At 50.1% G+C, this 20,379-nt stretch carries 22 protein-coding genes; 10 read left to right on the top strand and 12 right to left on the bottom strand.

Features of this window, described 5'->3' with window-relative positions; translation table 11 throughout:
* The first annotated feature begins 99 nt into the window (after positions 1-99).
* Together dcp and NA986_RS04340 are read left to right on the top strand one after the other, a co-directional pair.
* Positions 100-2,142: a peptidyl-dipeptidase Dcp gene (gene dcp, locus NA986_RS04345; protein ID WP_023216433.1), complete on the top strand. Its 2,043-nt coding sequence runs from the start codon at positions 100-102 to the stop codon at positions 2,140-2,142.
* A 344-nt stretch (positions 2,143-2,486) separates the two neighbouring features.
* The gene (locus tag NA986_RS04340) at positions 2,487-2,669 is read left to right on the top strand and encodes a general stress protein (RefSeq protein ID WP_000807642.1); all 183 of its coding nucleotides are present in this window, start codon (positions 2,487-2,489) and stop codon (positions 2,667-2,669) included.
* A 119-nt stretch (positions 2,670-2,788) separates the two neighbouring features.
* On the opposite strand, the gene NA986_RS04335 is transcribed toward NA986_RS04340, so the two are convergent.
* A complete protein-coding gene (locus tag NA986_RS04335) occupies positions 2,789-3,316 on the bottom strand; it encodes a 2-oxo-tetronate isomerase (protein WP_001235357.1) in 528 nt (175 codons plus the stop codon).
* Between the two features lie 426 nt (positions 3,317-3,742).
* Here NA986_RS04335 and NA986_RS04330 point away from each other — a divergent pair, with 426 nt between their 5' ends.
* A complete protein-coding gene (locus NA986_RS04330; protein ID WP_000776348.1) occupies positions 3,743-4,135 on the top strand; it encodes a YdeI family stress tolerance OB fold protein in 393 nt (130 codons plus the stop codon).
* Between the two features lie 346 nt (positions 4,136-4,481).
* Here NA986_RS04330 and mgtS read toward each other — a convergent pair whose 3' ends face one another.
* Together mgtS and ydeE are read right to left on the bottom strand one after the other, a co-directional pair.
* Positions 4,482-4,577, bottom strand: a complete 96-nt coding sequence (gene mgtS / locus NA986_RS04325; RefSeq protein ID WP_000901531.1) for a protein MgtS — start codon at positions 4,575-4,577, stop codon at positions 4,482-4,484.
* Between the two features lie 247 nt (positions 4,578-4,824).
* A complete protein-coding gene (ydeE, locus tag NA986_RS04320; RefSeq protein ID WP_001068056.1) occupies positions 4,825-6,012 on the bottom strand; it encodes an efflux MFS transporter YdeE in 1,188 nt (395 codons plus the stop codon).
* Positions 6,013-6,239: 227 nt separating this feature from the next.
* Here ydeE and eamA point away from each other — a divergent pair, with 227 nt between their 5' ends.
* Positions 6,240-7,142: an O-acetylserine/cysteine exporter gene (gene eamA, locus NA986_RS04315; RefSeq protein ID WP_023216431.1), complete on the top strand. Its 903-nt coding sequence runs from the start codon at positions 6,240-6,242 to the stop codon at positions 7,140-7,142.
* Positions 7,143-7,260: 118 nt separating this feature from the next.
* On the opposite strand, the gene marB is transcribed toward eamA, so the two are convergent.
* The 3 genes from marB to marR are packed head-to-tail and all read right to left on the bottom strand — an operon-like array spanning position 7,261 to position 8,342.
* Entirely contained in the window at positions 7,261-7,476 is a 216-nt protein-coding gene (gene marB / locus NA986_RS04310) for a multiple antibiotic resistance protein MarB (protein WP_000783049.1), read from the bottom strand.
* A 28-nt stretch (positions 7,477-7,504) separates the two neighbouring features.
* On the bottom strand, positions 7,505-7,888 hold the full coding sequence (gene marA / locus NA986_RS04305) for an MDR efflux pump AcrAB transcriptional activator MarA (RefSeq protein ID WP_000091194.1): 384 nt from the start codon (positions 7,886-7,888) through the stop codon (positions 7,505-7,507).
* Between the two features lie 19 nt (positions 7,889-7,907).
* Positions 7,908-8,342: a multiple antibiotic resistance transcriptional regulator MarR gene (gene marR / locus NA986_RS04300; protein WP_000843434.1), complete on the bottom strand. Its 435-nt coding sequence runs from the start codon at positions 8,340-8,342 to the stop codon at positions 7,908-7,910.
* Between the two features lie 258 nt (positions 8,343-8,600).
* Here marR and NA986_RS04295 point away from each other — a divergent pair, with 258 nt between their 5' ends.
* A complete protein-coding gene (locus NA986_RS04295; protein ID WP_000968968.1) occupies positions 8,601-9,266 on the top strand; it encodes a MarC family NAAT transporter in 666 nt (221 codons plus the stop codon).
* A gap of 46 nt (positions 9,267-9,312) precedes the next feature.
* Here the strand turns inward: NA986_RS04295 and NA986_RS04290 are convergent, their stop codons facing one another.
* Together NA986_RS04290 and ptrR are read right to left on the bottom strand one after the other, a co-directional pair.
* On the bottom strand, positions 9,313-10,503 hold the full coding sequence (locus NA986_RS04290; RefSeq protein ID WP_000154617.1) for a sugar transporter: 1,191 nt from the start codon (positions 10,501-10,503) through the stop codon (positions 9,313-9,315).
* A 115-nt stretch (positions 10,504-10,618) separates the two neighbouring features.
* Positions 10,619-11,491, bottom strand: a complete 873-nt coding sequence (gene ptrR, locus NA986_RS04285; protein WP_000366539.1) for a putrescine utilization regulator PtrR — start codon at positions 11,489-11,491, stop codon at positions 10,619-10,621.
* 102 nt (positions 11,492-11,593) lie between these two features.
* On the opposite strand from ptrR, the gene sad reads away from it, so the two are divergent.
* From sad to NA986_RS04265, 4 genes are all read left to right on the top strand, one after another.
* A complete protein-coding gene (gene sad, locus NA986_RS04280) occupies positions 11,594-12,982 on the top strand; it encodes a succinate-semialdehyde dehydrogenase (RefSeq protein ID WP_023216430.1) in 1,389 nt (462 codons plus the stop codon).
* A 72-nt stretch (positions 12,983-13,054) separates the two neighbouring features.
* Positions 13,055-13,981: a glutaminase B gene (gene glsB, locus NA986_RS04275; RefSeq protein WP_000090081.1), complete on the top strand. Its 927-nt coding sequence runs from the start codon at positions 13,055-13,057 to the stop codon at positions 13,979-13,981.
* A complete protein-coding gene (locus NA986_RS04270) occupies positions 13,981-14,340 on the top strand; it encodes a DUF4186 domain-containing protein (RefSeq protein ID WP_000992449.1) in 360 nt (119 codons plus the stop codon). The genes glsB and NA986_RS04270 overlap by 1 nt, the downstream gene beginning before the upstream one ends.
* 255 nt (positions 14,341-14,595) lie before the next feature.
* The gene (locus NA986_RS04265) at positions 14,596-15,510 is read left to right on the top strand and encodes a bestrophin family protein (RefSeq protein ID WP_023216429.1); all 915 of its coding nucleotides are present in this window, start codon (positions 14,596-14,598) and stop codon (positions 15,508-15,510) included.
* Between the two features lie 55 nt (positions 15,511-15,565).
* Here NA986_RS04265 and NA986_RS04260 read toward each other — a convergent pair whose 3' ends face one another.
* Positions 15,566-16,108, bottom strand: coding sequence for a YybH family protein (locus NA986_RS04260; protein ID WP_000513120.1), 543 nt, complete (start codon positions 16,106-16,108; stop codon positions 15,566-15,568).
* Between the two features lie 716 nt (positions 16,109-16,824).
* Between NA986_RS04260 and ompC the strand changes: the two genes are divergently transcribed.
* Positions 16,825-17,943, top strand: coding sequence for a porin OmpC (ompC, locus tag NA986_RS04255; protein ID WP_000758336.1), 1,119 nt, complete (start codon positions 16,825-16,827; stop codon positions 17,941-17,943).
* A gap of 140 nt (positions 17,944-18,083) precedes the next feature.
* Here the strand turns inward: ompC and hypA are convergent, their stop codons facing one another.
* From hypA to NA986_RS04240, 3 genes are read right to left on the bottom strand one after another with little or no spacing between them, the layout of a single operon-like run.
* Complete coding sequence (hypA, locus tag NA986_RS04250) at positions 18,084-18,425, bottom strand: hydrogenase maturation nickel metallochaperone HypA (RefSeq protein ID WP_000544772.1); 342 nt, start codon at positions 18,423-18,425, stop codon at positions 18,084-18,086.
* Between the two features lie 12 nt (positions 18,426-18,437).
* The gene (locus tag NA986_RS04245; protein WP_001189391.1) at positions 18,438-19,325 is read right to left on the bottom strand and encodes an ATP/GTP-binding protein; all 888 of its coding nucleotides are present in this window, start codon (positions 19,323-19,325) and stop codon (positions 18,438-18,440) included.
* Positions 19,313-20,374 (bottom strand): hydrogenase expression/formation C-terminal domain-containing protein, encoded by a 1,062-nt coding sequence (locus NA986_RS04240; protein ID WP_023216428.1) that lies wholly within the window; start codon positions 20,372-20,374, stop codon positions 19,313-19,315. Before NA986_RS04240 ends, NA986_RS04245 begins: the two co-directional genes overlap by 13 nt.
* Positions 20,375-20,379: the final 5 nt, after the last annotated feature.

Raw genomic sequence — 20,379 nt, 5'->3', positions numbered from 1 at the left:
GCACGCGGCGTTTATGAAAGGGTAATCCTGGTTAACACGGTTGCGGTCAGCATAGGGGGAAGCTTACTCTTATGATCAACCTATTTTCAGGAGTGAAAAATGTCGACGAATCCTTTGTTAGACCAGAGTATGTTGCCCTATCAGGCACCGCGTTTTGATCGGATCAAAGATTGCCATTATCGTCCTGCTTTTGATGAGGGCGTGCGGCAAAAACGCGTGGAAATCGAGGCCATCGTCAATCATCCGGCGGCCCCTGACTTTACGAATACGCTTCTGGCGCTGGAGCAAAGCGGGGCGCTTCTGTCACGCGTCACCAGCGTTTTTTTCGCGATGACGGCCGCGCACACTAACGATGAACTCCAGCGGTTGGATGAGGCCTTTTCTGCCGAGCTGGCGGCGCTCTCCAACGATATTTATCTGAATAGCGCGTTATTCGCTCGCGTGGACGCCGTCTGGCAACAGCGTCACTCACTGGGGCTGGATGATGAGTCGCTACGGTTGGTCGATGTGATCCATCAGCGTTTTGTGTTGGCAGGCGCGCAGCTTGTCGAAGAGGATAAAGCGCGACTGAAGGTATTGAATACTGAATCCGCGACCTTAATGAGTCAGTTTAATCAGCGTCTGCTGGCGGCAAGTAAAGCGGGCGGGCTGGCGGTCGATGACGCGCATTGCCTGGCAGGATTAAGCCCGGAAGAAATGACCGTCGCTGCTGAAGCGGCGCGTGAAAAAGGCCTGGAGGAGCGCTGGTTCATTCCGCTCCTTAATACGACGCAACAGCCTGCGCTTGCTACGCTGCGCGATCGCCAGACCCGCGAAAATTTATTCGCAGCGTCATGGACTCGGGCGGAAAAAGGAGATGCCCACGATACCCGCGCTATCGTTCAGCGTCTGGTAGAGATTCGTCGCTGTCAGGCAAAACTGCTGGGTTTCCCCAATTATGCCGCATGGAAAATGGCCGATCAGATGGCGAAAACGCCGCAAGCCGCACTGAGCTTTATGCGTGGCATTGTGCCGCCAGCGCGTCAGCGTGTACTCAATGAACAGGCGGAAATTCAGAACGTCATTGATGGTGAGCAGGGCGGCTACACCGTTCAGGCCTGGGACTGGATGTTCTATGCCGAACAGGTACGGCGGGAAAAATATGCGTTAGATGAAGCGCAACTGAAGCCCTATTTTGCCTTAAATACGGTGTTGCAAGAGGGGGTTTTCTGGACCGCCAACCAGCTATTCGGCATCACCTTCGTCGAGCGTTTTGACATTCCGGTGTATCACCCTGATGTTCGGGTGTGGGAGATTTTCGATTCCGATGGTGTCGGCATGGCGTTATTTTATGGCGACTTCTTCGCGCGGGACTCGAAAAGCGGCGGCGCGTGGATGGGGAATTTTGTCGAGCAATCCACACTCAATGAAACCCGGCCCGTTATATACAATGTATGTAACTATCAGAAACCGGTTGATGGGCAGCCTGCATTACTGCTTTGGGACGACGTTATTACGCTCTTCCATGAGTTTGGTCATACGTTACATGGTTTGTTTGCCGTTCAGCGCTATGCTACGCTTTCAGGTACCAATACGCCCCGCGACTTTGTCGAGTTTCCCTCCCAGATTAATGAGCATTGGGCGAGCCATCCACGTGTGTTCGAACGCTACGCGCGTCATGTCGACAGCGGTGAAAAAATGCCTGCTGATTTACAGGAAAGAATGCGCAAGGCGAGTTTATTTAATAAAGGTTACGATATGACTGAATTGCTCGGCGCCGCATTGCTGGATATGCGCTGGCATATGCTGGAGGAGAGCGTAGCAGAGCAGTCTGTCGCTGAGTTCGAGCAGCAGGCGCTGGCCGCCGAGCATCTTGATTTACCGGCAGTGCCGCCCCGCTATCGCAGCAGTTATTTTGCCCATATCTTCGGCGGCGGCTACGCAGCGGGATACTACGCCTACCTGTGGACGCAAATGTTAGCGGATGACGGTTATCAATGGTTTGTAGAGCAGGGCGGCCTGACGCGTGAAAACGGGCAGCGTTTTCGTGATGCTATCCTTTCCCGGGGGAATAGTACTGATTTAGAAACGCTTTATTCAGCCTGGCGGGGACATGAACCGCATATTGACCCCATGTTGCAATATCGTGGGCTCGATCGCTAAGCTGATACGGTTGTTCGGCACTGTCGAACAACCGCCTGAAAATGAATCCTGCACTTCTGATGACAGCCAGTTAAATTTATGGGGTTAAATTGTCTGAATATAAAGAGGGCGTGCATTCGGATTTTTCTACTTATTTTCCCGTGGTGGCTTGATTGCCAAAGATTTATTACCGCTTCGCTGTTGATGTTTTCAAAAAATATATTTTCCGCCATGTATCGGCGTTATGTAAATAATGCAGAAATGAATTTGACACTGCGCACAGGGCGACTAGATTTAGAACTGTATCACATGATATGAGAAGACATATCATATTTAAAACGCAACATCATCATGAGGATTATATTATGGCAGAACATCGCGGCGGTTCCGGTAATTTTGCAGAAGATAAAGAGAAAGCCTCAGAAGCAGGTCGTAAAGGCGGCCAGCATAGCGGTGGGAACTTTAAAAACGACCCACAGCGTGCATCTGAAGCGGGTAAAAAAGGTGGCCAGAATAGCCACAGTGGCGGACGGAAATCCGGCAATTAATTTTACTGCTGATATTTCGTAAATATATTCTGAAATATTGCGCATACGATGCGGGCCATAGGCTCGCATTTTTTTATTCTGACCGGGAGTTATTCTGACCGGTCAGATGAAATTATTTTTTATGCTTTCTTCGTTAACAGAAAAAGCAATTCAGCGAGGGCGAAGCGTACGCATTTTTCCAATACTTCCTGACAATCTCCGTTGAAATGTTGTCGGCTTGTAAAAGTTGTATTGTTAATATTCCAGGCAAACCAAACTGTGCCCGCCGGCGTGCCATCTTCGCCGCCTTCCGGACCGCCATAGCCGCTGATTGCTATGCTGATATTGACCTCAGCCTGATCCTTAGCGCCCTGTGCCATTTCAGTAACGACCGCTTCGCTGACGGCGGTATGTTCGGCAAGACTGTGGCGTTGTACGCGTAAGATTTTTGCTTTGGCTTCATCAGTAAAGGTGACATAACCCACACCGTAAAATGAGGGCGTATCTTCTGCTGCGCACAATGCTGAAGCCAGTTTCCCGCCAGTGCAGGATTCTGCAGTGGTCAGACGGAGTTTCTGGTTAACCAGTAAATCACCAAGTTTTTTTGTCAGGCTATCGACGGATTCGGCTTCATCAAGGGTGACAATATCGTGCTGTTCTAATCTCATCGTTTATTTTTCCGTTACAGAGACAAATGAAATCTGTTCGTTCTTCTCAAGTATGGCATATTTATTTTATGACATTGTCAGTGAATGATTATTTTATCCAGTTACCAACAAACCCGCTGTTGCATAACTTGCTTACTTTCCTGCGGCGATGACTGTCATTGATTATGCGTAAGGCCATTATCCTCAAAAAATAAAGCCGATTATTCTGAATTGCTATCCAGACGTTGATGCATATGACTTCAGCGATGTGGCAAGTTAACTATTACGCCGTTACGCTTTCGCGCTCACCGGCGCTGATGTCGGTTGCATATTAATCCGGATGGGTTGATTTTATTGCTTAATATTCTGCGGGTAAATTCATGTTTGTAAAAATTAAAAATAGCGGCCAGACTTAATACGTCAAATAGACGTTATTAAGGAGAGAGCATGAAACTACAGGTGGCTGCATTTCTAAGTTTTCTGATAATGCCTTACGCGCTAGCGGATGATCAAGGGGGATTAAAAAAAGACGTGGCACCGCCGCCGCCTCATGCTATTGAGGATGGTTATCGCGGTACGGATGATGCAGAAAAAATGACCATCGAACAGGCAAAAACCCTGCATGATGGCGCGACCGTTTCGCTGCGCGGCAACCTTATTGATCATAAAGGCGACGATCGCTATGTATTTCGTGATAAATCCGGCGAGATTAACGTGATAATTCCTTCCGCCGTATTTGATGGGCGGGAAGTTCAGCCGGATCAAATGATCAACATTAACGGTAGTCTGGACAAGAAAGCGAAGGAACCGCTTGTTCGCGTGAATCGATTGCAAAAATAACGCGCGCTAACCGGCAATCTCCAGGTCAGCCATACGGGGCACGCGGCTGGCCTGATACCATGGGTCTTGTAAAAGCGCCTGGGGGACAAAAGGTCCCATAATGTCTTATTCAGGTCTGGTTGCGTATCGTTTAAGCTTCATTGATATTGACGGTGCTACAGTCGTTAGCGATCCGTTATCCTCGCAAGAATTTGCCCGGTAGCGTATAAGCAAAACACAAATCTATCCATGCAAGCATTTACCGCTGGTGAACCGGCGGTTTTTTTTGCCTGCCATCCAGACAAAAGCGGCCCCTTGCGCAACGATGCAGCAAGGGGCCGGCTCTGCGAGGGATTATCTCCGTTCATTAATCATCCCATTTGTGACTGAACCAGGCGGCCAGAAATCCGGAAAATAAAATAATTCCTAATACAACGATAAAAAGGTTAATACTGCCTAACATCTCGTTTCTCCTTATTTTAGCGTGCATCCTCTTTTTTAAAAAACCTCGTACAGACTATAGTACTAATTTATACTTAAGCAAAGTCTGAATTGCGTATTTATTTTACTGGAAGGGTAAAGCATTAGAATATTTTCGTCAGCGCCCAGGAATATTCCTGAATTACCGCAGTGACAGCAGATAATTAGCCTGCAATATATAGGGTTAACCCGGTGCGCCAGAAACTGCGCACATCACTGGCTGCAGATAATTAACAGGTGATAGCCTGTTGCGTAGGGGTAATCCGCATTCCTTTTAACATCAGTGCCCAGGCGAACACAATGGCGATTATCAGGACAACGAAAAGCGACCAGGCGGGAAGCGTCGTCAGGATGACGCCGCTGGCCAGCGGGTTTACCGCCGCACCCAGCCAGCCCAGCGATTGCGCTGAAAAATAGCTGGCTTTCATCCCGGCAGGCGCAATGTTGTCAATTAACATATATTCGCCGGGGGCATAAATAATTTCGCCAATCGTGAATACTGCCGCTGAAAGTCCCCAAAAAAACAGATTGTCGCCTGAAAAAATAAATCCGATGAGCCCGGCGATAAAAAAGACGGTGCCGGTCGTCATCATTGGTCGAATATTGACGGCGGTAAGTCGACGGCCCACGGCGTATTGCAAACTGACCACAATAACCGCATTAACCGGCAGGACGACGGCTACCACTTTTTCCGCGAAGCCGCTATCGGCAACGACCATAACGTACTGTGAAATACAGGACGCAAAGGCGCCCCCCACAAAGGAGGCCAGAAATGCCGAAAGCGTAAACCACAATAATGCTTTGTCGCGCAGCAGAACGGAGGGAGACCAGATAGCGGCATTTTTCCCCTCGCTGGCGGCAACCGAACGTGTCACCCATACCTGAATAAAGACCAGCGGAAATGCGGAGCAGATGGCGGCAAGCCAGAAGGGTAAATTGATGCTTTGCATCACCAGCAGCGTGCCGAGCGGCGGGCCAACCGTCCAGCCGATATTGAGTACGGTATAGTTGAGCGAAAAAATCCGTGTTTTTGTTGTCGCGGTGAGATTATCGGCGAACCAGGCCTTCAGGACGGTAGAAAAAACCGAATAGGCGCAGTTAATAAGCGCAAAAAGCAGGACAACCAGTACGACATTATGCACCATTGGGATGGCGATAAATCCACAGGCGAAGGCGATAATCGCGAGTAACATGTAGCGCTTTTTATCAAACTTGTCCGCCAGAATCCCAAAGCCAAGACTAAAGACGACGCCAATCGTTAACGCGCTGGTCAGCGCGTAGCCAATCAGATCCACGCCTAAACCGTACTGACGGTTAAGATAGATGGTCATAAAGGGGAGCGTGGCCCCGCGTCCAATTGTCAATAACAGCGATGAGGCGAGTAGAGCCAACGTCGAACGTCTCAATCCTGGATTCATTTTTCCTGCCTGAAATGGAGGTTACGTATCGGGACGTTTTAATCTACCGTGCCCGCAAAAGCATGATGTCTGTACGCTATAGCGTAGTCTTAACATACCATAACGCAGGATTTTGCCCATCGTGTGTTGTTCAATGCCATGCTCACGGTAAAAAGAAAAGTCCTGTTATGGCGCACTGATTTCCGATAACTTACCTTTTTACAAAATTTTAATAATGACAGGGGCCGATGATGTCGCGTAAAGACGGTTTTTTGGCGTTACTGGTGGTTGTCGTATGGGGGCTCAATTTTGTTGTCATTAAAGTAGGCCTGCACCATATGCCGCCATTATTGCTGGCAGGATTACGATTTTTACTGGTGGCGTTTCCGGCAATTTTCTTTGTCGCCCGGCCTAAAGTCCCGCTTACGCTGTTGCTGGGCTATGGGCTAACGATAAGCTTTGGGCAGTTCGCCTTTCTCTTTTGCGCGATAAAGTTTGGTATGCCCGCAGGACTGGCGTCGTTGGTATTACAGGCGCAGGCCTTTTTTACCATGGCATTGGGGGCGTTTGTTTTTAGCGAGCGGTTACAACGTAAGCAGTTGGCGGGGATCGCCCTGGCGATTATAGGTGTACTGGTATTGATTGAAGCCAGTCTCAACGGACAACATATAGCGATGTCGGGATTTATGCTGACTCTGGCGGCGGCATTTAGCTGGGCCTGCGGCAATATCTTTAATAAAAAAATTATGCAACATAGTCCGCGCCCGGCGGTGATGTCGCTGGTGGTCTGGAGCGCGCTGATCCCGATCCTGCCGTTCCTGCTGTCATCGCTGCTACTGGAGGGGGCGGATCACATTACGCAAAGCCTTATTACCATCGATATGACGACGATATTGTCGCTGCTTTATCTGGCTTTTGTCGCCACTATACTTGGCTACGGCATCTGGGGCACGTTACTGGGGCGCTATGAGACCTGGCGCGTGGCGCCGTTATCATTGCTGGTGCCGGTAGTCGGGCTGGCGAGCGCTGCGGTGTTACTCGGGGAAACGTTGACCGGGATGCAGCTTGCGGGCGCAGTACTGATTATGGCTGGACTCTATATCAATATGTTTGGATTTCGTGTGCGCCGTACTGCGCGCGTCAGGGGATGAGGCATTATGTTACTAAGAAGACAAACGCTAATTTCAGACCATGCCGCGAGGTAATAGCGGCGGACTTGTCATCGCCAGACAGTACTAAAAAAATGCCCCGCAAAACGGGGCAAAGAGGTTAAAGGTGTTGGTCGTTATAATAGGGCACGCCTAATTCATCTGACTTATCGCTGTTCACGCTCACGGGGTGAAGGTCATTTGGCGGATCGCCCACACAGGGCAGAAGCATCACATCGCGGCTATTTTGCGCCACAGGTAACAAAGTTTGTTCTGCAATGCCATATCCGGAGGCGATAAGTAACAGACCCGGCAGGGCGGGAAACAGCATTTTCATGGTGCTCTTCGCGTGGCGCATAAACAAACTAGTAGTTGCCATGGTTCAGCGGCAGCATATACCGTGATTCGCCATGCATATTGGTGATCCGGTATTTGTGTGGCGGCACATCAAAATAGTTTTTGAACGTCCGGGTCAATGTTTGCTGTGACTCAAAGCCATAGCGTTCCGCCAGATAGAGAATGGGCTCGTTGCTCTCTTTTAATTTTTGCGCGATTTCCGTCATCTTACGGCTGCGGATGTATTGACCTAATGAATGACCGGTCTCTTTTTTAAACATCCGTTGCAGGTGCCATTTGGAATATCCTGAACGCTCAGACACTTTTTCCAGTGAGAGCGGCGACTCCAGGTTATCCTCGATCCAGTCCAAAATGCTATGAATAGTAATAGCGTCAGTGTTGCGTCTGGACATCGTCATACCTCTTTTTTGTCTACGGCAGAATTTTCTTGAGCAAATACTCAAGCGTTGCCACTTCGTCCGCCGTTAAGTTTTTTGTTAATTCCTGATGCAGGTCTTGCCCTGGTCGTTGATGACATTGCTCACAAATTGCCGCGCCGTCCGGCGTTAGCTTCACCAGTACGCCGCGTTTGTCATTAGGATTCGGCAGTCTTTCGATCCAGCCTTTGCACAGCAGGCGGTCGAGCATCCGCGTCAATGCGCCGAGATCGACAGACAGCACTTTTTTAAGTTCAACCGGGGTAATACATCCCGCGCAGCGTATCGAGCACAGCACTTTAAACTGTGTTGCGGTGATATCCAGCGGGGATAAATAGTTATTTAACAGGCGATCTTTTTTTTGATTTACCATGTAGATCAAGCGACCCAGCGGAATGATTTCATTGAACAGATCACTGGTGCTTTTCAAAATGGTTGCCCCGGCAAGTAATTAATTTCGTCAGATACTATTGCCCAGGCAAGTATAAGTCAACTAAATGAATTGGCCGATGCCACGATTTGCTAAAAGGCGTCCGGAGTATTGTGCTGTGATAACTTGTAACTAATTGATAATTACAGGTTATAGGTTGTAGAGGATATTAATTTGCACACTGGCGAAATGGCGCGCCTGGGCAATTTCACTTTATACTTCCGGTTCATGAAACGCTGATGGGTAAGAGATAGTATTATGATGGATTTGTTTAAAGCGATTGGATTGGGGCTGGTCGTACTGCTCCCGTTAGCCAATCCGCTAACCACCGTGGCGCTGTTTCTTGGCCTTGCGGGCAATATGAATAGTGCGGAACGCAACCGGCAGTCCTATATGGCTTCGGTTTATGTCTTCGCTATTATGATGGTGGCGTACTACGCCGGGCAGTTAGTTATGAACACCTTCGGTATTTCGATTCCAGGGCTACGGATCGCCGGGGGGTTAATCGTGGCGTTTATCGGCTTCAGAATGCTTTTCCCGCAGCAGAAGGCGCATGAGTCGCCGGAAGCGAAAAGCAAATCGGAGGAGCTGGCAGACGAACCGACGGCCAATATTGCGTTTGTTCCACTGGCTATGCCAAGCACCGCAGGACCGGGGACCATCGCAATGATCATCAGTTCCGCTTCCACGGTGCGTCATGGCGGCGAGTTTCCCGACTGGGTCATTATGGTCGCGCCGCCGATTATTTTTCTTGCCGTGGCGGTGATCCTGTGGGGATGCTTACGCAGTTCTGGCGCTATTATGCGGCTGGTGGGTAAAGGGGGGATTGAAGCGATCTCCCGCTTAATGGGATTCCTGCTGGTGTGTATGGGCGTGCAATTTATTATCAACGGCGTGTTGGAAATTATTAAAACGTACCACTAAGGCGCATTGTCGTCTGCCGGAAACCTGTTCCCGGCAGACGAATGTCTTAATGCGGTTGTTCTTCCAGCGTCACTGGCCATTTGCGGAATATGAGCACAGCCCATACCAGCGCGGCACAGGCGGGTATGGCGCCAATATAGCCGATGGCCGACATTGACCAGTGCAAACTCACCTGATTACCTACCAGCGCGCCAGCGCCAATACCAATATTAAAGATGCCTGAAAATAGCGCCATTGCGACATCGGTCGCGTCCGGGGCCAGCGCCAGTACTTTCACCTGCATACCGAGCCCTATCACCATAATCGCGATGCCCCAGAAAATGCTCAGTATGGCCAGATGCGCTTCGCTATCCGCCGCAGGCAGCAGCAGAAGCAGACAGACAACCAGCAGGGCAATAGCGATACTGACGAGCGACGAGGCATGACGATTACCCAGTTTACCAAACACAAGGCTGCCGATGATCCCGGCGCCGCCGAGGATCAGTAACAGGACGGTAGCAAAATTCGCACTGAGCCCGGCGACATTCTGAACGAACGGTTCAATATAGCTATAAGCTGTGTAATGCGCAGTCACCACAACGACGGTCAGTACATAGAGGCTCATCAGCGCCGGGCGTCGGAATAGCAAAGGTAAACTTTTTAGTGAGCCGGAATGCTCGCTCGGCAATTTCGGTAGAAGCTTAATCAGACATAGCAGCGTAATTAATGCGCCCATGCCGATGGCAAAAAAGGTGGTGCGCCAGCCAAAATACTGACCAACAACGCGACCTATGGGCAGCCCAAGCACCATGGCCAACGCGGTGCCGGTCGCTATCAGACTTAATGCCTGCGCGCGTTTCCCGGCAGGGGCCAGGCGGATCGCCAGCGAGGCGGTTATCGACCAGAAAATAGCGTGGGCGAAAGCGATACCAATACGGCTAATGACCAGCACGGTAAAGTTCCATGCCAGAAAGGAGAGCACATGGCTGGCAATAAACAAAACAAACAGACAAATGAGTAGCTTACGGCGCTCCATTTGACTGGTAAGAAGCATAAAAGGCAGCGACATGACGGCAACTACCCAGGCGTAAATGGTTAGCATGATGCCGACCTGCGCGGTTTGCATATGAAAGCTTTCAGCAATGTCTGATAGCAAACCAACCGGCACAAATTCTGTGGTATTGAAAATAAAAGCGGCAATAGCAAGCGTAACTACCCGTAGCCACGCGACCTTGCGGGAAACTGGATTGATTGTCATAAAAATATTTCGGGTTAGTTGCGAGAAGGTGAGACCGCGATCTTAAAACGTTTACTGGCGAAAAGACAATCATTTTGTGACCTGCTTCTCATTTACTTCCCAGGCCGTTTCGTCTTCAGTCGACGCTCGCCAGTTGGGCGTTAAGTAACTCGATAAAGGCCTCAAGCTGACGCGTCATCGCCCCGCGCCGCCACATTAGCCATGTGTTAAGCCAGCGCCACTTCTCCGCCAACGGCCAGGCTTCCACCTGATGATGTCCTGGCATACTGTTGAGCATACTTGCTGGCATCAGCGCAATACCTGCGCCGGCAATTACGCACGCCAACATTCCATGATATGACTCCATTTCGTGAATCGTACCGGGGGTCGCGCCATCGGCATGAAACCAGCTTTCGAAATGCCGTCGGTAAGAACAGTTGGCGCGAAAAGCATAGATGTTATAACCATTCACCTCGCTGGCCCGCGAAACGACGGAATGGCCGTGTGGCGCGACGATCATCATCTCTTCCTGGTAAGCCGGTATACCTTCCAGCCCCGGATGCATTAGCGGGCCATCAATAAAGGCGGCGTTCAGCTTTCCTTCGAGCACGCCATCCAGCATGGCGCCGGAAGGACCGGTCGTTAACGCGAACTGAATTTTAGGGTAACGCTGGTTATAACCCGCCAGCAGCGCGGGGATACGTACGGCGGCAGTACTTTCTAACGCGCCGAGTGAAAACAGTCCTTGCGGTTCCTCTCCGGCAACCACCATGCGGGCTTCATCAACCAGCGCCAGGATCTGCTGGCTGTAACGTAAAAAGTTATGCCCGGCTGGTGACAGCCTGAGTCGCTGGTTTTCGCGAATAAACAGAGAGACGCCCAGGTCGGCTTCAAGCTGACGGATACGCGTGGTCAGGTTGGACGGAACGCGGTGCACTTTTGCCGCCGCCTGCGTAATGCTGCCCGTCAGAGCGACAGCGTTAAACATTTCCAGTTGCGTCAGGTCCATGGTTTTCTCAATTCGTGAATAGTCTGGTTAATATTATTCATTTTTCAGAAAGGGTAAAGGGCGTCATGATGGTACAACTCCCCTGATAACGAGAGAAAGAACATGACCATGATGACTGCAACACAGGCGTTATCCGTGAATCCTGCGACCGGCCAGACGCTGGCGGCAATGCCCTGGGCTAACGCGCAAGAGATTGAACATGCGCTGAGTCTGGCGGCGAGCGGTTTCAAAAAGTGGAAAATGACATCGGTAGCGCAACGGGCGCAAACATTACGCGATATTGGTCAGGCGCTTCGCGCTCATGCAGAAGAGATGGCGCAATGTATTACGCGTGAAATGGGTAAACCCATAAAGCAGGCGCGTGCGGAAGTGACGAAATCCGCCGCGTTATGCGACTGGTATGCGGAACATGGCCCGGCAATGCTGAATCCTGAGCCTACGCTGGTAGAAAATCAGCAGGCGGTGATTGAATACCGTCCGCTGGGCGTCATCCTGGCGATAATGCCGTGGAATTTTCCTTTATGGCAGGTGTTACGCGGGGCAGTGCCGATACTGTTGGCGGGGAATAGCTACTTGTTAAAACATGCGCCCAATGTCACGGGGTGCGCGCAGATGATAGCCCGAATCTTGACGGAAGCCGGTACTCCCGCTGGCGTCTATGGATGGGTGAACGCCAATAATGAGGGCGTGAGTCAGATGATTAACGATCCGCGAATCGCGGCGGTGACGGTGACCGGTAGCGTGCGCGCCGGCGCGGCGATTGGCGCTCAGGTTGGGGCGGCGCTGAAAAAGTGCGTACTGGAACTGGGTGGCTCGGATCCGTTTATTGTACTCAATGATGCCGATCTCGAACTGGCGGTAAAAGCCGCAGTTGCCGGACGCTATCAAAACACCGGACAAGTCTGCGCCGCCGCCAAACGTTTTATTGTCGAAGAGGGCATTGCGCAGGCGTTTACCGATCGTTTTGTGGCGGCTGCCGCAGCATTAAAGATGGGTGATCCTCTGGTTGAAGAGAATGACCTGGGGCCGATGGCGCGCTTTGATTTGCGTGATGAACTCCATCAACAGGTGCAGGCTTCCGTCGCCGAAGGCGCACGGCTACTGTTGGGCGGGGAGAAAATCGCCGGGGAGGGCAACTATTATGCCGCGACCGTTTTGGCGGATGTCACACCTGACATGACGGCATTTCGTCAGGAACTTTTTGGGCCTGTTGCCGCCATTACCGTTGCAAGAGATGCGGCGCACGCCCTCGCGCTGGCGAATGACAGTGAGTTTGGCCTGTCGGCGACGATCTTTACCGCCGACGATACGCTGGCCGCGGAGATGGCGGCGCGTCTTGAGTGCGGCGGGGTATTCATTAATGGGTACAGCGCCAGCGATGCGCGTGTGGCATTCGGCGGGGTGAAGAAAAGCGGCTTCGGTCGCGAGCTTTCGCACTTTGGTTTACACGAATTTTGTAATGTGCAGACCGTCTGGAAGAACCGCGTCTAATCGCCCTGACGTCGCGTGGCGCCCTCTGCTATACTCGCAGGCCTTTTCAGACCTGCGAGCAAGGAGCATGTTGTGGCCAGGGCCATGGATAATGCAATTTTAGAGACGATTTTACAGCGCGTTCGCCCCCTCATTGGCCAGGGCAAAGTCGCTGACTATATTCCGGCATTAGCGTCCGTCGAAGGTTCAAAGCTGGGGATAGCGATTTGTACCGTGGACGGGCAGCATTATCAGGCGGGCGATGCGCACGAACGCTTCTCTATTCAGTCTATTTCGAAAGTGCTCAGTCTGGTGGTGGCGATGCGTCATTATCCGGAAGAGGAGATCTGGCAGCGCGTCGGAAAAGATCCTTCCGGCTCGCCATTCAATTCGTTGGTTCAGTTAGAGATGGAACAAGGCATCCCGCGTAATCCATTTATTAATGCGGGCGCGCTGGTGGTATGCGACATGTTGCAAGGGCGGCTTAGCGCGCCGCGTCAGCGAATGCTGGAAGTTGTGCGCGCGCTTTGCGGCGTATCGGATATTACGTATGACGCTACGGTCGCGCGCTCTGAATTTGAGCATTCCGCCCGTAACGCCGCTATTGCCTGGCTGATGAAATCATTCGGTAATTTTCATCATGATGTGCCTACCGTGTTGCAAAATTACTTCCACTACTGTGCGTTGAAAATGAGCTGCATGGAACTGGCGAGGACGTTTGTCTTTCTGGCGAATCAGGGCGAGGCGTTTCATCTCGACGAGCCGGTAGTTACCCCCATGCAGGCCCGGCAGATTAATGCGCTAATGGCGACCAGCGGTATGTATCAGAATGCCGGAGAGTTTGCCTGGCGGGTGGGATTGCCCGCTAAATCCGGCGTGGGCGGCGGTATTGTCGCCATAGTGCCGCATGAAATGGCGATTGCCGTCTGGAGTCCGGAGCTGGATCCTGCGGGAAACTCTCTGGCAGGTATCGCCGCGCTTGAGCAATTAACACAAACGTTAGGACGTTCGGTATACTGATGAATGCGCTTGAACCGCTCTTTGCCCGCCTGGCGCGATCGACATTTCGTTCGCGTTTTCGTCTCGGGATAAAAGAAAGACAATATTGCTGGGATAAAGGCGCGGAGGTAATTGATAAACACGCCGCCGATTTTATCGCCCAGCGACTGGCTCCAGCTCACCCGGCGAATGATGGTAAGCAAACGCCGATGCGGGGCCATCCGGTATTTATCGCGCAACATGCGACGGCAACCTGCTGTCGCGGGTGCCTGGCGAAGTGGCACCAGATACCTCAGGGAGAACCGCTGAGCGAAGCGCAGCAACAGTATATTGTCAGCGTTATCCATTACTGGCTGGTCATACAAATGAATCAGCGGTAGAGCAGCGCGTCGTTGCTGACGCTTTCCCCGATAAATCACCCTATACCACTGATAGCAGCCGTTGACCGTCATATATCTCATGTGCTGAAGTGTCTTTTTAGTTACAACATACATTTGGTTGTTTTTTTTCAACGCCTGTCAGCACTGTGCAAAAAAATGTTCTACAGGGCAGGGGATCCGTGTATCACCAGAAGCTTGCAACCTTGATCTGGATCACGTTTAATGACAGTGCTTTTTTACCTGCTGAAGATAATCATGATCGTTAGACCACAACAGCACTGGATTCGCCTGATATTTGTCTGGCATGGTTCCGTGTTATCTAAAATCTTTTCACGACTGCTCCTTAACTTTCTTCTTTCTATCGCCGTTATTATCATGCTGCCCTGGTACACAATGCTGGGTATTAAGTTTACCCTTGCGCCGTTTAGCATACTGGGCGTCGCTATCGCCATTTTTCTGGGGTTTCGCAATAATGCCTGTTATGCGCGTTACGTCGAAGCGCGACATTTGTGGGGGCAGTTGATGATCGCTTCACGCTCAATACTGCGAGAGGTGAAAACAACCTTGCCTGATGAACGCGGTATCGAGGATTTTGTTCGGTTACAAATCGCTTTTGCCCACTGTTTGCGTATGACATTGCGTCGACAGCCTCAGGCGCAAGTTTTGGGCAACTATCTTGACCAGGACACGTTACAGAAAGTTGTCGCTTCCCATTCCCCCGCTAACCGTATCTTATTGCTGATGGGAGAGTGGCTGGCGATTCGCCGCCGCAGCGGAAAGCTTTCCGATATTTTATTTCATAGCCTCAACAACCGCTTAAATGATATGTCGTCAGTGTTGGCCGGCTGTGAACGCATCGCCAACACACCGGTGCCTTTTGCCTATACGTTAATTTTGCATCGTACGGTTTATCTTTTCTGCATTATGTTGCCGTTTGCACTGGTGGTTGATCTGCACTATATGACGCCGTTTATTTCGGTGCTGATTTCTTATACGTTTATCGCGCTGGATACGTTAGCAGAAGAGTTGGAAGATCCGTTCGGTACTGAAAATAATGATTTACCGCTGGATGCGATATGCAATGCGATAGAAATCGATTTACTGCAAATGAATGATGAAAGGGATATTCCGGCAAAACGGATACCAGATAAGCGCTATCAACTGACCTGAGATCGTCTTAACTGGCGCAGAATGTTCATCTGCGCCATAACCTGAAGAGCAAAGCTTAATAGCCTTCTCCAACGCCGGTTTTGGCTGGACCGGAGTAGTGGACATGAACGATTCGCCATCCTGTGTTTGGTATCTTCGCCCACACCTGGCTTTCGCGGCCTGCCGTGTGTTGAGTCTGCCCATTATCACGGCGTACCGCGGTAAAATGCCAGTCGAACTCTGCAACGGCGGCATTGCCATACACATGAATAGCAGGGGGAGCGTCCAGTTTTAATGTGCGTTTGCTGAAGGTTTTACCCATAGTGGTGCCATAAAAATTTTCAGCGATCTGCGACCATCCGCGTTCGTGACCGCGTGGATGAATAAAACTGGTTTCCGGTGAAACATAAAAGAGCTGCTTGCCTAACGTTGGGTCTGCCTTATCTATTGAATAAAGGTAGCGGTTAATACCTTCTGTAATTTCTTGTTTAACGGTCGACGTAGCTTCATTTTGTGCGGCGGTTGGCGTTGCCGCTGATGCCGATGACGCCATCAGAGTTAACGTTATCGCGGCGGCCGAAAACAATAGTGACGTTTTTTGCATAATAGTTATACCCATATGGTCTGTTTTTGAGACGCTTTATCTTTCCTGTTACGTTCACCTTTATACTAAAGGAGCATGGCTCACGAACAAAAAAAAACATCCTTCTATAAAATTACCCCGAAAAGGGAGTAGTGCAATTAAGAATATCGTATTTGTTTGTAACGGCATGACTCAAAATATCAACATTTAGAGTTTCAGTATTGTTGTTGTCCTTTGACTTATTTTTATGTTTATTACCACTGGTAAATAGTTAATCTTATGAATAGTGATACACAAATGACCGTTTGCGCTATGTGATAATTAACCATAGTAAAAATACACGAAGCGAAGAAGTGCTATTTCAGTAGTACTGATATTTTCATAACGCTAATTTAAAAATAAATGTAAACGTAACAAATTATACACAAAAATAAGAAGGGCTGTGGTCTCAACTGACTTGATTATGATTCCGTCTTAACGAATGTCAGCCGAGTGTTCAGTGCCATTCTCGCCCTGGCATCCCCGACCGTAAGCCAGTTCTCTAAGGGTAACCCCCTTGTTATTACAGCAGAAAACAGGGCATATCATTGATGTAGCTATGCTTAACTTGCATTTTAACATCACTAATATATAGCAAGCTAATATTACACTTTGAAACTTAACGCACGGTAATTGTTAGTGATATTGTCCTGGACAGTTCCGCGAGCAGGTTTTGCGGAAAGTCCAAAAATAAGACAAACAAGGCATATAAAATGAAAAAAGTAGTGGTGTTATCTGCGGTAGCCGCAGCCGTGATGATGGCTGGAGCCGCCAACGCAGCAGAAATCTATAACAAGGATGGCAATAAACTGGATTTGTATGGCAAGGTCGACGGCCTGCATTATTTTTCCAGTAATCATAGTACGGATGGCGATCAATCTTATATCCGTATGGGTATTAAAGGCGAGACTCAAATTACCGATCAACTAACCGGTTTTGGACAGTGGGAGTATCAGGTCAACGCCAATCGTCCGGAAGATGGTGACTCCAGTGGTTCCCCGCAAAGCTGGACGCGTCTCGGTTTTGCTGGTTTGGCATTTGCCGATATGGGGTCTGTTGATTATGGTCGTAACTATGGCGTGTTATACGACATTGGTTCATGGACTGACGTACTGCCTGAATTTGGTAATGATTCGTATGAAGCTTCCGATAATTTTATGACCGGACGCGCGAATGGCGTTCTGACTTATCGCAATAATGATTTCTTTGGTCTGGTTGATGGTCTGAATATTGCGTTGCAGTATCAGGGTAAAAATGACGGCCTGTCGAAAGAAGGCGATCCTTTAAGTAATAATGCCAGAAAAAGTATCGCGTACCAGAATGGCGATGGTTTCGGGGCATCAGCGACATATGATTTGGGCATGGGGGTGAGCCTGGGGGCAGCCTATACCAGTTCCAAACGCACGCTTGATCAGATGACGCAAGATAAATACGACAATGGCGACCGTGCTGAAGCCTGGACTGGCGGCGTGAAGTATGATGCCAATAATATTTACCTGGCGGCAAACTATACCCGTACTTATGATATGACCTATATGGGTGATACATTGGGCGGCTTTGCACATAAAACCGATAACTGGGAAATGGTAGGGCAATATCAATTTGATAATGGCTTACGCCCGTCACTGGCGTTCCTGCAATCCAGAGCCAATGATGTTAATGGACTGGGTTCGTTCGACCTTGTGAAATATATTGATGTGGGTTCCTATTACTACTTCAATAAAAATATGTCCGCGTATGTTGACTACAAAATCAATCTGCTAAAAGATGGCAACCCATCGAATCCTAATACAGACAACACCGTGGCGCTCGGCTTAGTCTACGAGTTTTGATAAAACTTGCTGATTAAGACAGTTTAGGGATACCCTCCTTTTCCCAAAACTGTGTCACTGCTTAACCTTTATTATTGTTAATTTATTCTTTTATTATTTCAGGACGCTTCTGGCGTCCTTTTTTATTGACTATTCGTTGACTATTCGACTTCGATCTCGCGAATGCGCATTCTGCTACTGTCATCTATCTGCACTTTGCCTGAATGACAAAAGGGACAACAGAGTGTGGATGTTTGAGAGGTGAAGGGTTGATTACAGGACAGACACCAACCTTGCGCCGGTGCGATAGTGATGTGGAAACGCGCATTGTCAGCAAGGGTATGACGAGCGGCGACGTCCAGGCCAAAATGCAGCGCCGGCACCTCAACACAGGCCATAACGCCAATCTCCAGCCAGACTTGCTTTACCTTGCTGAACTGGTGATTTACTGCCTGTTCCTCCAGCAATTCGATAATATTTTGCGCCAGGGCTAATTCATGCATGGGCCAGCTCCTTCATTCAACAATATTTACGGCGACACAAGGATCAATTACCTGTAACTGTTGCGACCACAATGAGAGCGGAATAGTGGCCAGTTCGCGAGCAATGACGCCGTCAGATTGGGCGTGACGTGTGGTAGGCGAGATAATACGGTAATCAAGAATATTGCCTGACGTCGTCAGTCTGGCCTGATGAACTAACCATCCTCGCGCGGTTTCCACTACCGCTATTTTCCATTCGCCATCATCAAAACGATTCCAGCGCAGGGTAGGAAGGGCGCTCAAACTTCGGGCGAGCGTAATGCAGCGGGCCAGCAGACGTAGCGCAGTCGTTTTTCCGCTAAGACAACAGGCTGACAGTAGCGGATATTCGATAGCCAGAGGCGAGACATCCAGGGGACCATGGGTTATTAACGTATGGTCCGGGGACGACGCCATCGGTAGTGTAGGTGTAATGATATTCTGTACTGCCGCCAGCCAGCGGGCGGTTTCAGAACGCTCTTGCAAAAACCAGGCTTCCCAGCCCTTTACGCCAGCGGCAAGCCAGGCCTGAGGATCATCGTCAAAAAAGATTGTGCTTGCCAGCGGGGATAACTCTCCGCGACGTAACAACGCCCATTCTTCAGCGGTTGCCTGTCGGTGGCTAAACAGGGGGAGCCAGTCGGTCAACGCGCGACGGAGCGTTTCTCGCGCCAGCTCTTGTTGTGCGGCCTGCATATCTGGCTTCTCTTCAGGAAACAACAGTAAAGCCGCCGCTGCGCTGTGCGCCTGAGCGCACAACGTAAACAAACGTGAAATAAGCGTTTTTGCGTATACCGGCGTTGCGCCCTGTAGCAAACGACCGATCGGCGCCTCCTGCCAGATAATCCGTAGCGGGTGAGAATAGACGGTCAATCTTTGCACGAATTATTACCTTCATCGATCACCATAAACCCGGACTTACTGGTTTCGCAAACCGGACAGCACCAGTAATCAGGTAACTGATTGAAGGGCACGCCGGGTGGAATTTGCCATACGTCATCGCCCAGCGCAGGGTCGTAAACCCACCAACATACTTTGCACTCCATGCGCACCACTGGCTCATTTTCTGTGACCGGGTATTCTTTCAACCATTCCAACGTATTTTTTAGCCCCGCGTAGGCATCTTCGATATCATCGATGCCTGCAACGGCGATATCAGGAATGTCCGCTATCTCAATCATATCTTGCAGTAATGTGTTCATATCATTGAAATAATTGACCCGCCATACGCCGGGAAAATGCGTGCTTACAATCCGGCATTTACCATATCCGCGTGAAAAAATAGCGCTACAGCCTTCGCCTAAAAAATGATCCAGATACTCGCGGTCGGCATCGTTTACTGGCAACAGCGTTAAATTAATGATGTGCGGCTCTTTTACCGGCTGTTTTACGCGCTCGGCTATTTCATGCGCGATAAAGGCGCCATTCATCAATCCCGCCGGTTGCGGCGGCAATTCTGGCGTAATCGGCGGCTGCGGATGCGTCTGCCAGATGCTCTCCGGGATCGGGCCAATGATAATTTCATCGGCAACCCGTTGCTGGTCAGCGTTATATTCACGCACACGCCAGACGCCCGTAAAAACCGTCTCCTGAATACGCTGTTCTTTTCCATCGGGTAATAGTACCCGGGCGGATATTTCACCTTCGCCGAGCAGTTGATCCAACAAACCGCTATTCTGTTGCTCAGTGGCATTCAGCTTATAGCTCAGGGGAAAGGGGAGCGTTGCCACCGGGTTATCCATATCGCGAATAAGCGTAGTCAGGATGTGTCTGGCAACACGAAGCTCAGCGGGCAGCACCTGTTCCGGTAAAACCGGCGTCAGTGGGAGATTAATGCCGGCGGGGATAGGAAGAAAGTTAAAGTCTTCCTCTTCTGGCTGCGAGCCTGGTCCGGCAATATTAACGACTGGAATAGTTCTGGAATGATTCACGTGTG

The sequence above is a fragment of the Salmonella sp. NW177 genome (assembly GCF_051811585.1).
GTDB lineage: Bacteria > Pseudomonadota > Gammaproteobacteria > Enterobacterales > Enterobacteriaceae > Salmonella > Salmonella enterica.
The sequence above is the reverse complement of the archived record's forward strand: the minus strand, read 5'-3'. Positions and strand labels throughout refer to the sequence as shown.

Excerpts from the sequence above, each read along its gene's own strand:
- dcp (WP_023216433.1), top strand. The coding sequence starts at position 100 with ATGTCGACGAATCCTTTGTTAGACCAGAGTATGTTGCCCTATCAGGCA.
- NA986_RS04340 (WP_000807642.1), top strand. The coding sequence starts at position 2,487 with ATGGCAGAACATCGCGGCGGTTCCGGTAATTTTGCAGAAGATAAAGAG.
- NA986_RS04335 (WP_001235357.1), bottom strand. The coding sequence starts at position 3,316 with ATGAGATTAGAACAGCACGATATTGTCACCCTTGATGAAGCCGAATCC.
- NA986_RS04330 (WP_000776348.1), top strand. The coding sequence starts at position 3,743 with ATGAAACTACAGGTGGCTGCATTTCTAAGTTTTCTGATAATGCCTTAC.
- mgtS (WP_000901531.1), bottom strand. The coding sequence starts at position 4,577 with ATGTTAGGCAGTATTAACCTTTTTATCGTTGTATTAGGAATTATTTTA.
- ydeE (WP_001068056.1), bottom strand. The coding sequence starts at position 6,012 with ATGAATCCAGGATTGAGACGTTCGACGTTGGCTCTACTCGCCTCATCG.
- eamA (WP_023216431.1), top strand. The coding sequence starts at position 6,240 with ATGATGTCGCGTAAAGACGGTTTTTTGGCGTTACTGGTGGTTGTCGTA.
- marB (WP_000783049.1), bottom strand. The coding sequence starts at position 7,476 with ATGAAAATGCTGTTTCCCGCCCTGCCGGGTCTGTTACTTATCGCCTCC.
- marA (WP_000091194.1), bottom strand. The coding sequence starts at position 7,888 with ATGTCCAGACGCAACACTGACGCTATTACTATTCATAGCATTTTGGAC.
- NA986_RS04295 (WP_000968968.1), top strand. The coding sequence starts at position 8,601 with ATGATGGATTTGTTTAAAGCGATTGGATTGGGGCTGGTCGTACTGCTC.
- NA986_RS04290 (WP_000154617.1), bottom strand. The coding sequence starts at position 10,503 with ATGACAATCAATCCAGTTTCCCGCAAGGTCGCGTGGCTACGGGTAGTT.
- ptrR (WP_000366539.1), bottom strand. The coding sequence starts at position 11,491 with ATGGACCTGACGCAACTGGAAATGTTTAACGCTGTCGCTCTGACGGGC.
- sad (WP_023216430.1), top strand. The coding sequence starts at position 11,594 with ATGACCATGATGACTGCAACACAGGCGTTATCCGTGAATCCTGCGACC.
- NA986_RS04270 (WP_000992449.1), top strand. The coding sequence starts at position 13,981 with ATGAATGCGCTTGAACCGCTCTTTGCCCGCCTGGCGCGATCGACATTT.
- NA986_RS04265 (WP_023216429.1), top strand. The coding sequence starts at position 14,596 with ATGATCGTTAGACCACAACAGCACTGGATTCGCCTGATATTTGTCTGG.
- NA986_RS04260 (WP_000513120.1), bottom strand. The coding sequence starts at position 16,108 with ATGGGTATAACTATTATGCAAAAAACGTCACTATTGTTTTCGGCCGCC.
- ompC (WP_000758336.1), top strand. The coding sequence starts at position 16,825 with ATGAAAAAAGTAGTGGTGTTATCTGCGGTAGCCGCAGCCGTGATGATG.
- hypA (WP_000544772.1), bottom strand. The coding sequence starts at position 18,425 with ATGCATGAATTAGCCCTGGCGCAAAATATTATCGAATTGCTGGAGGAA.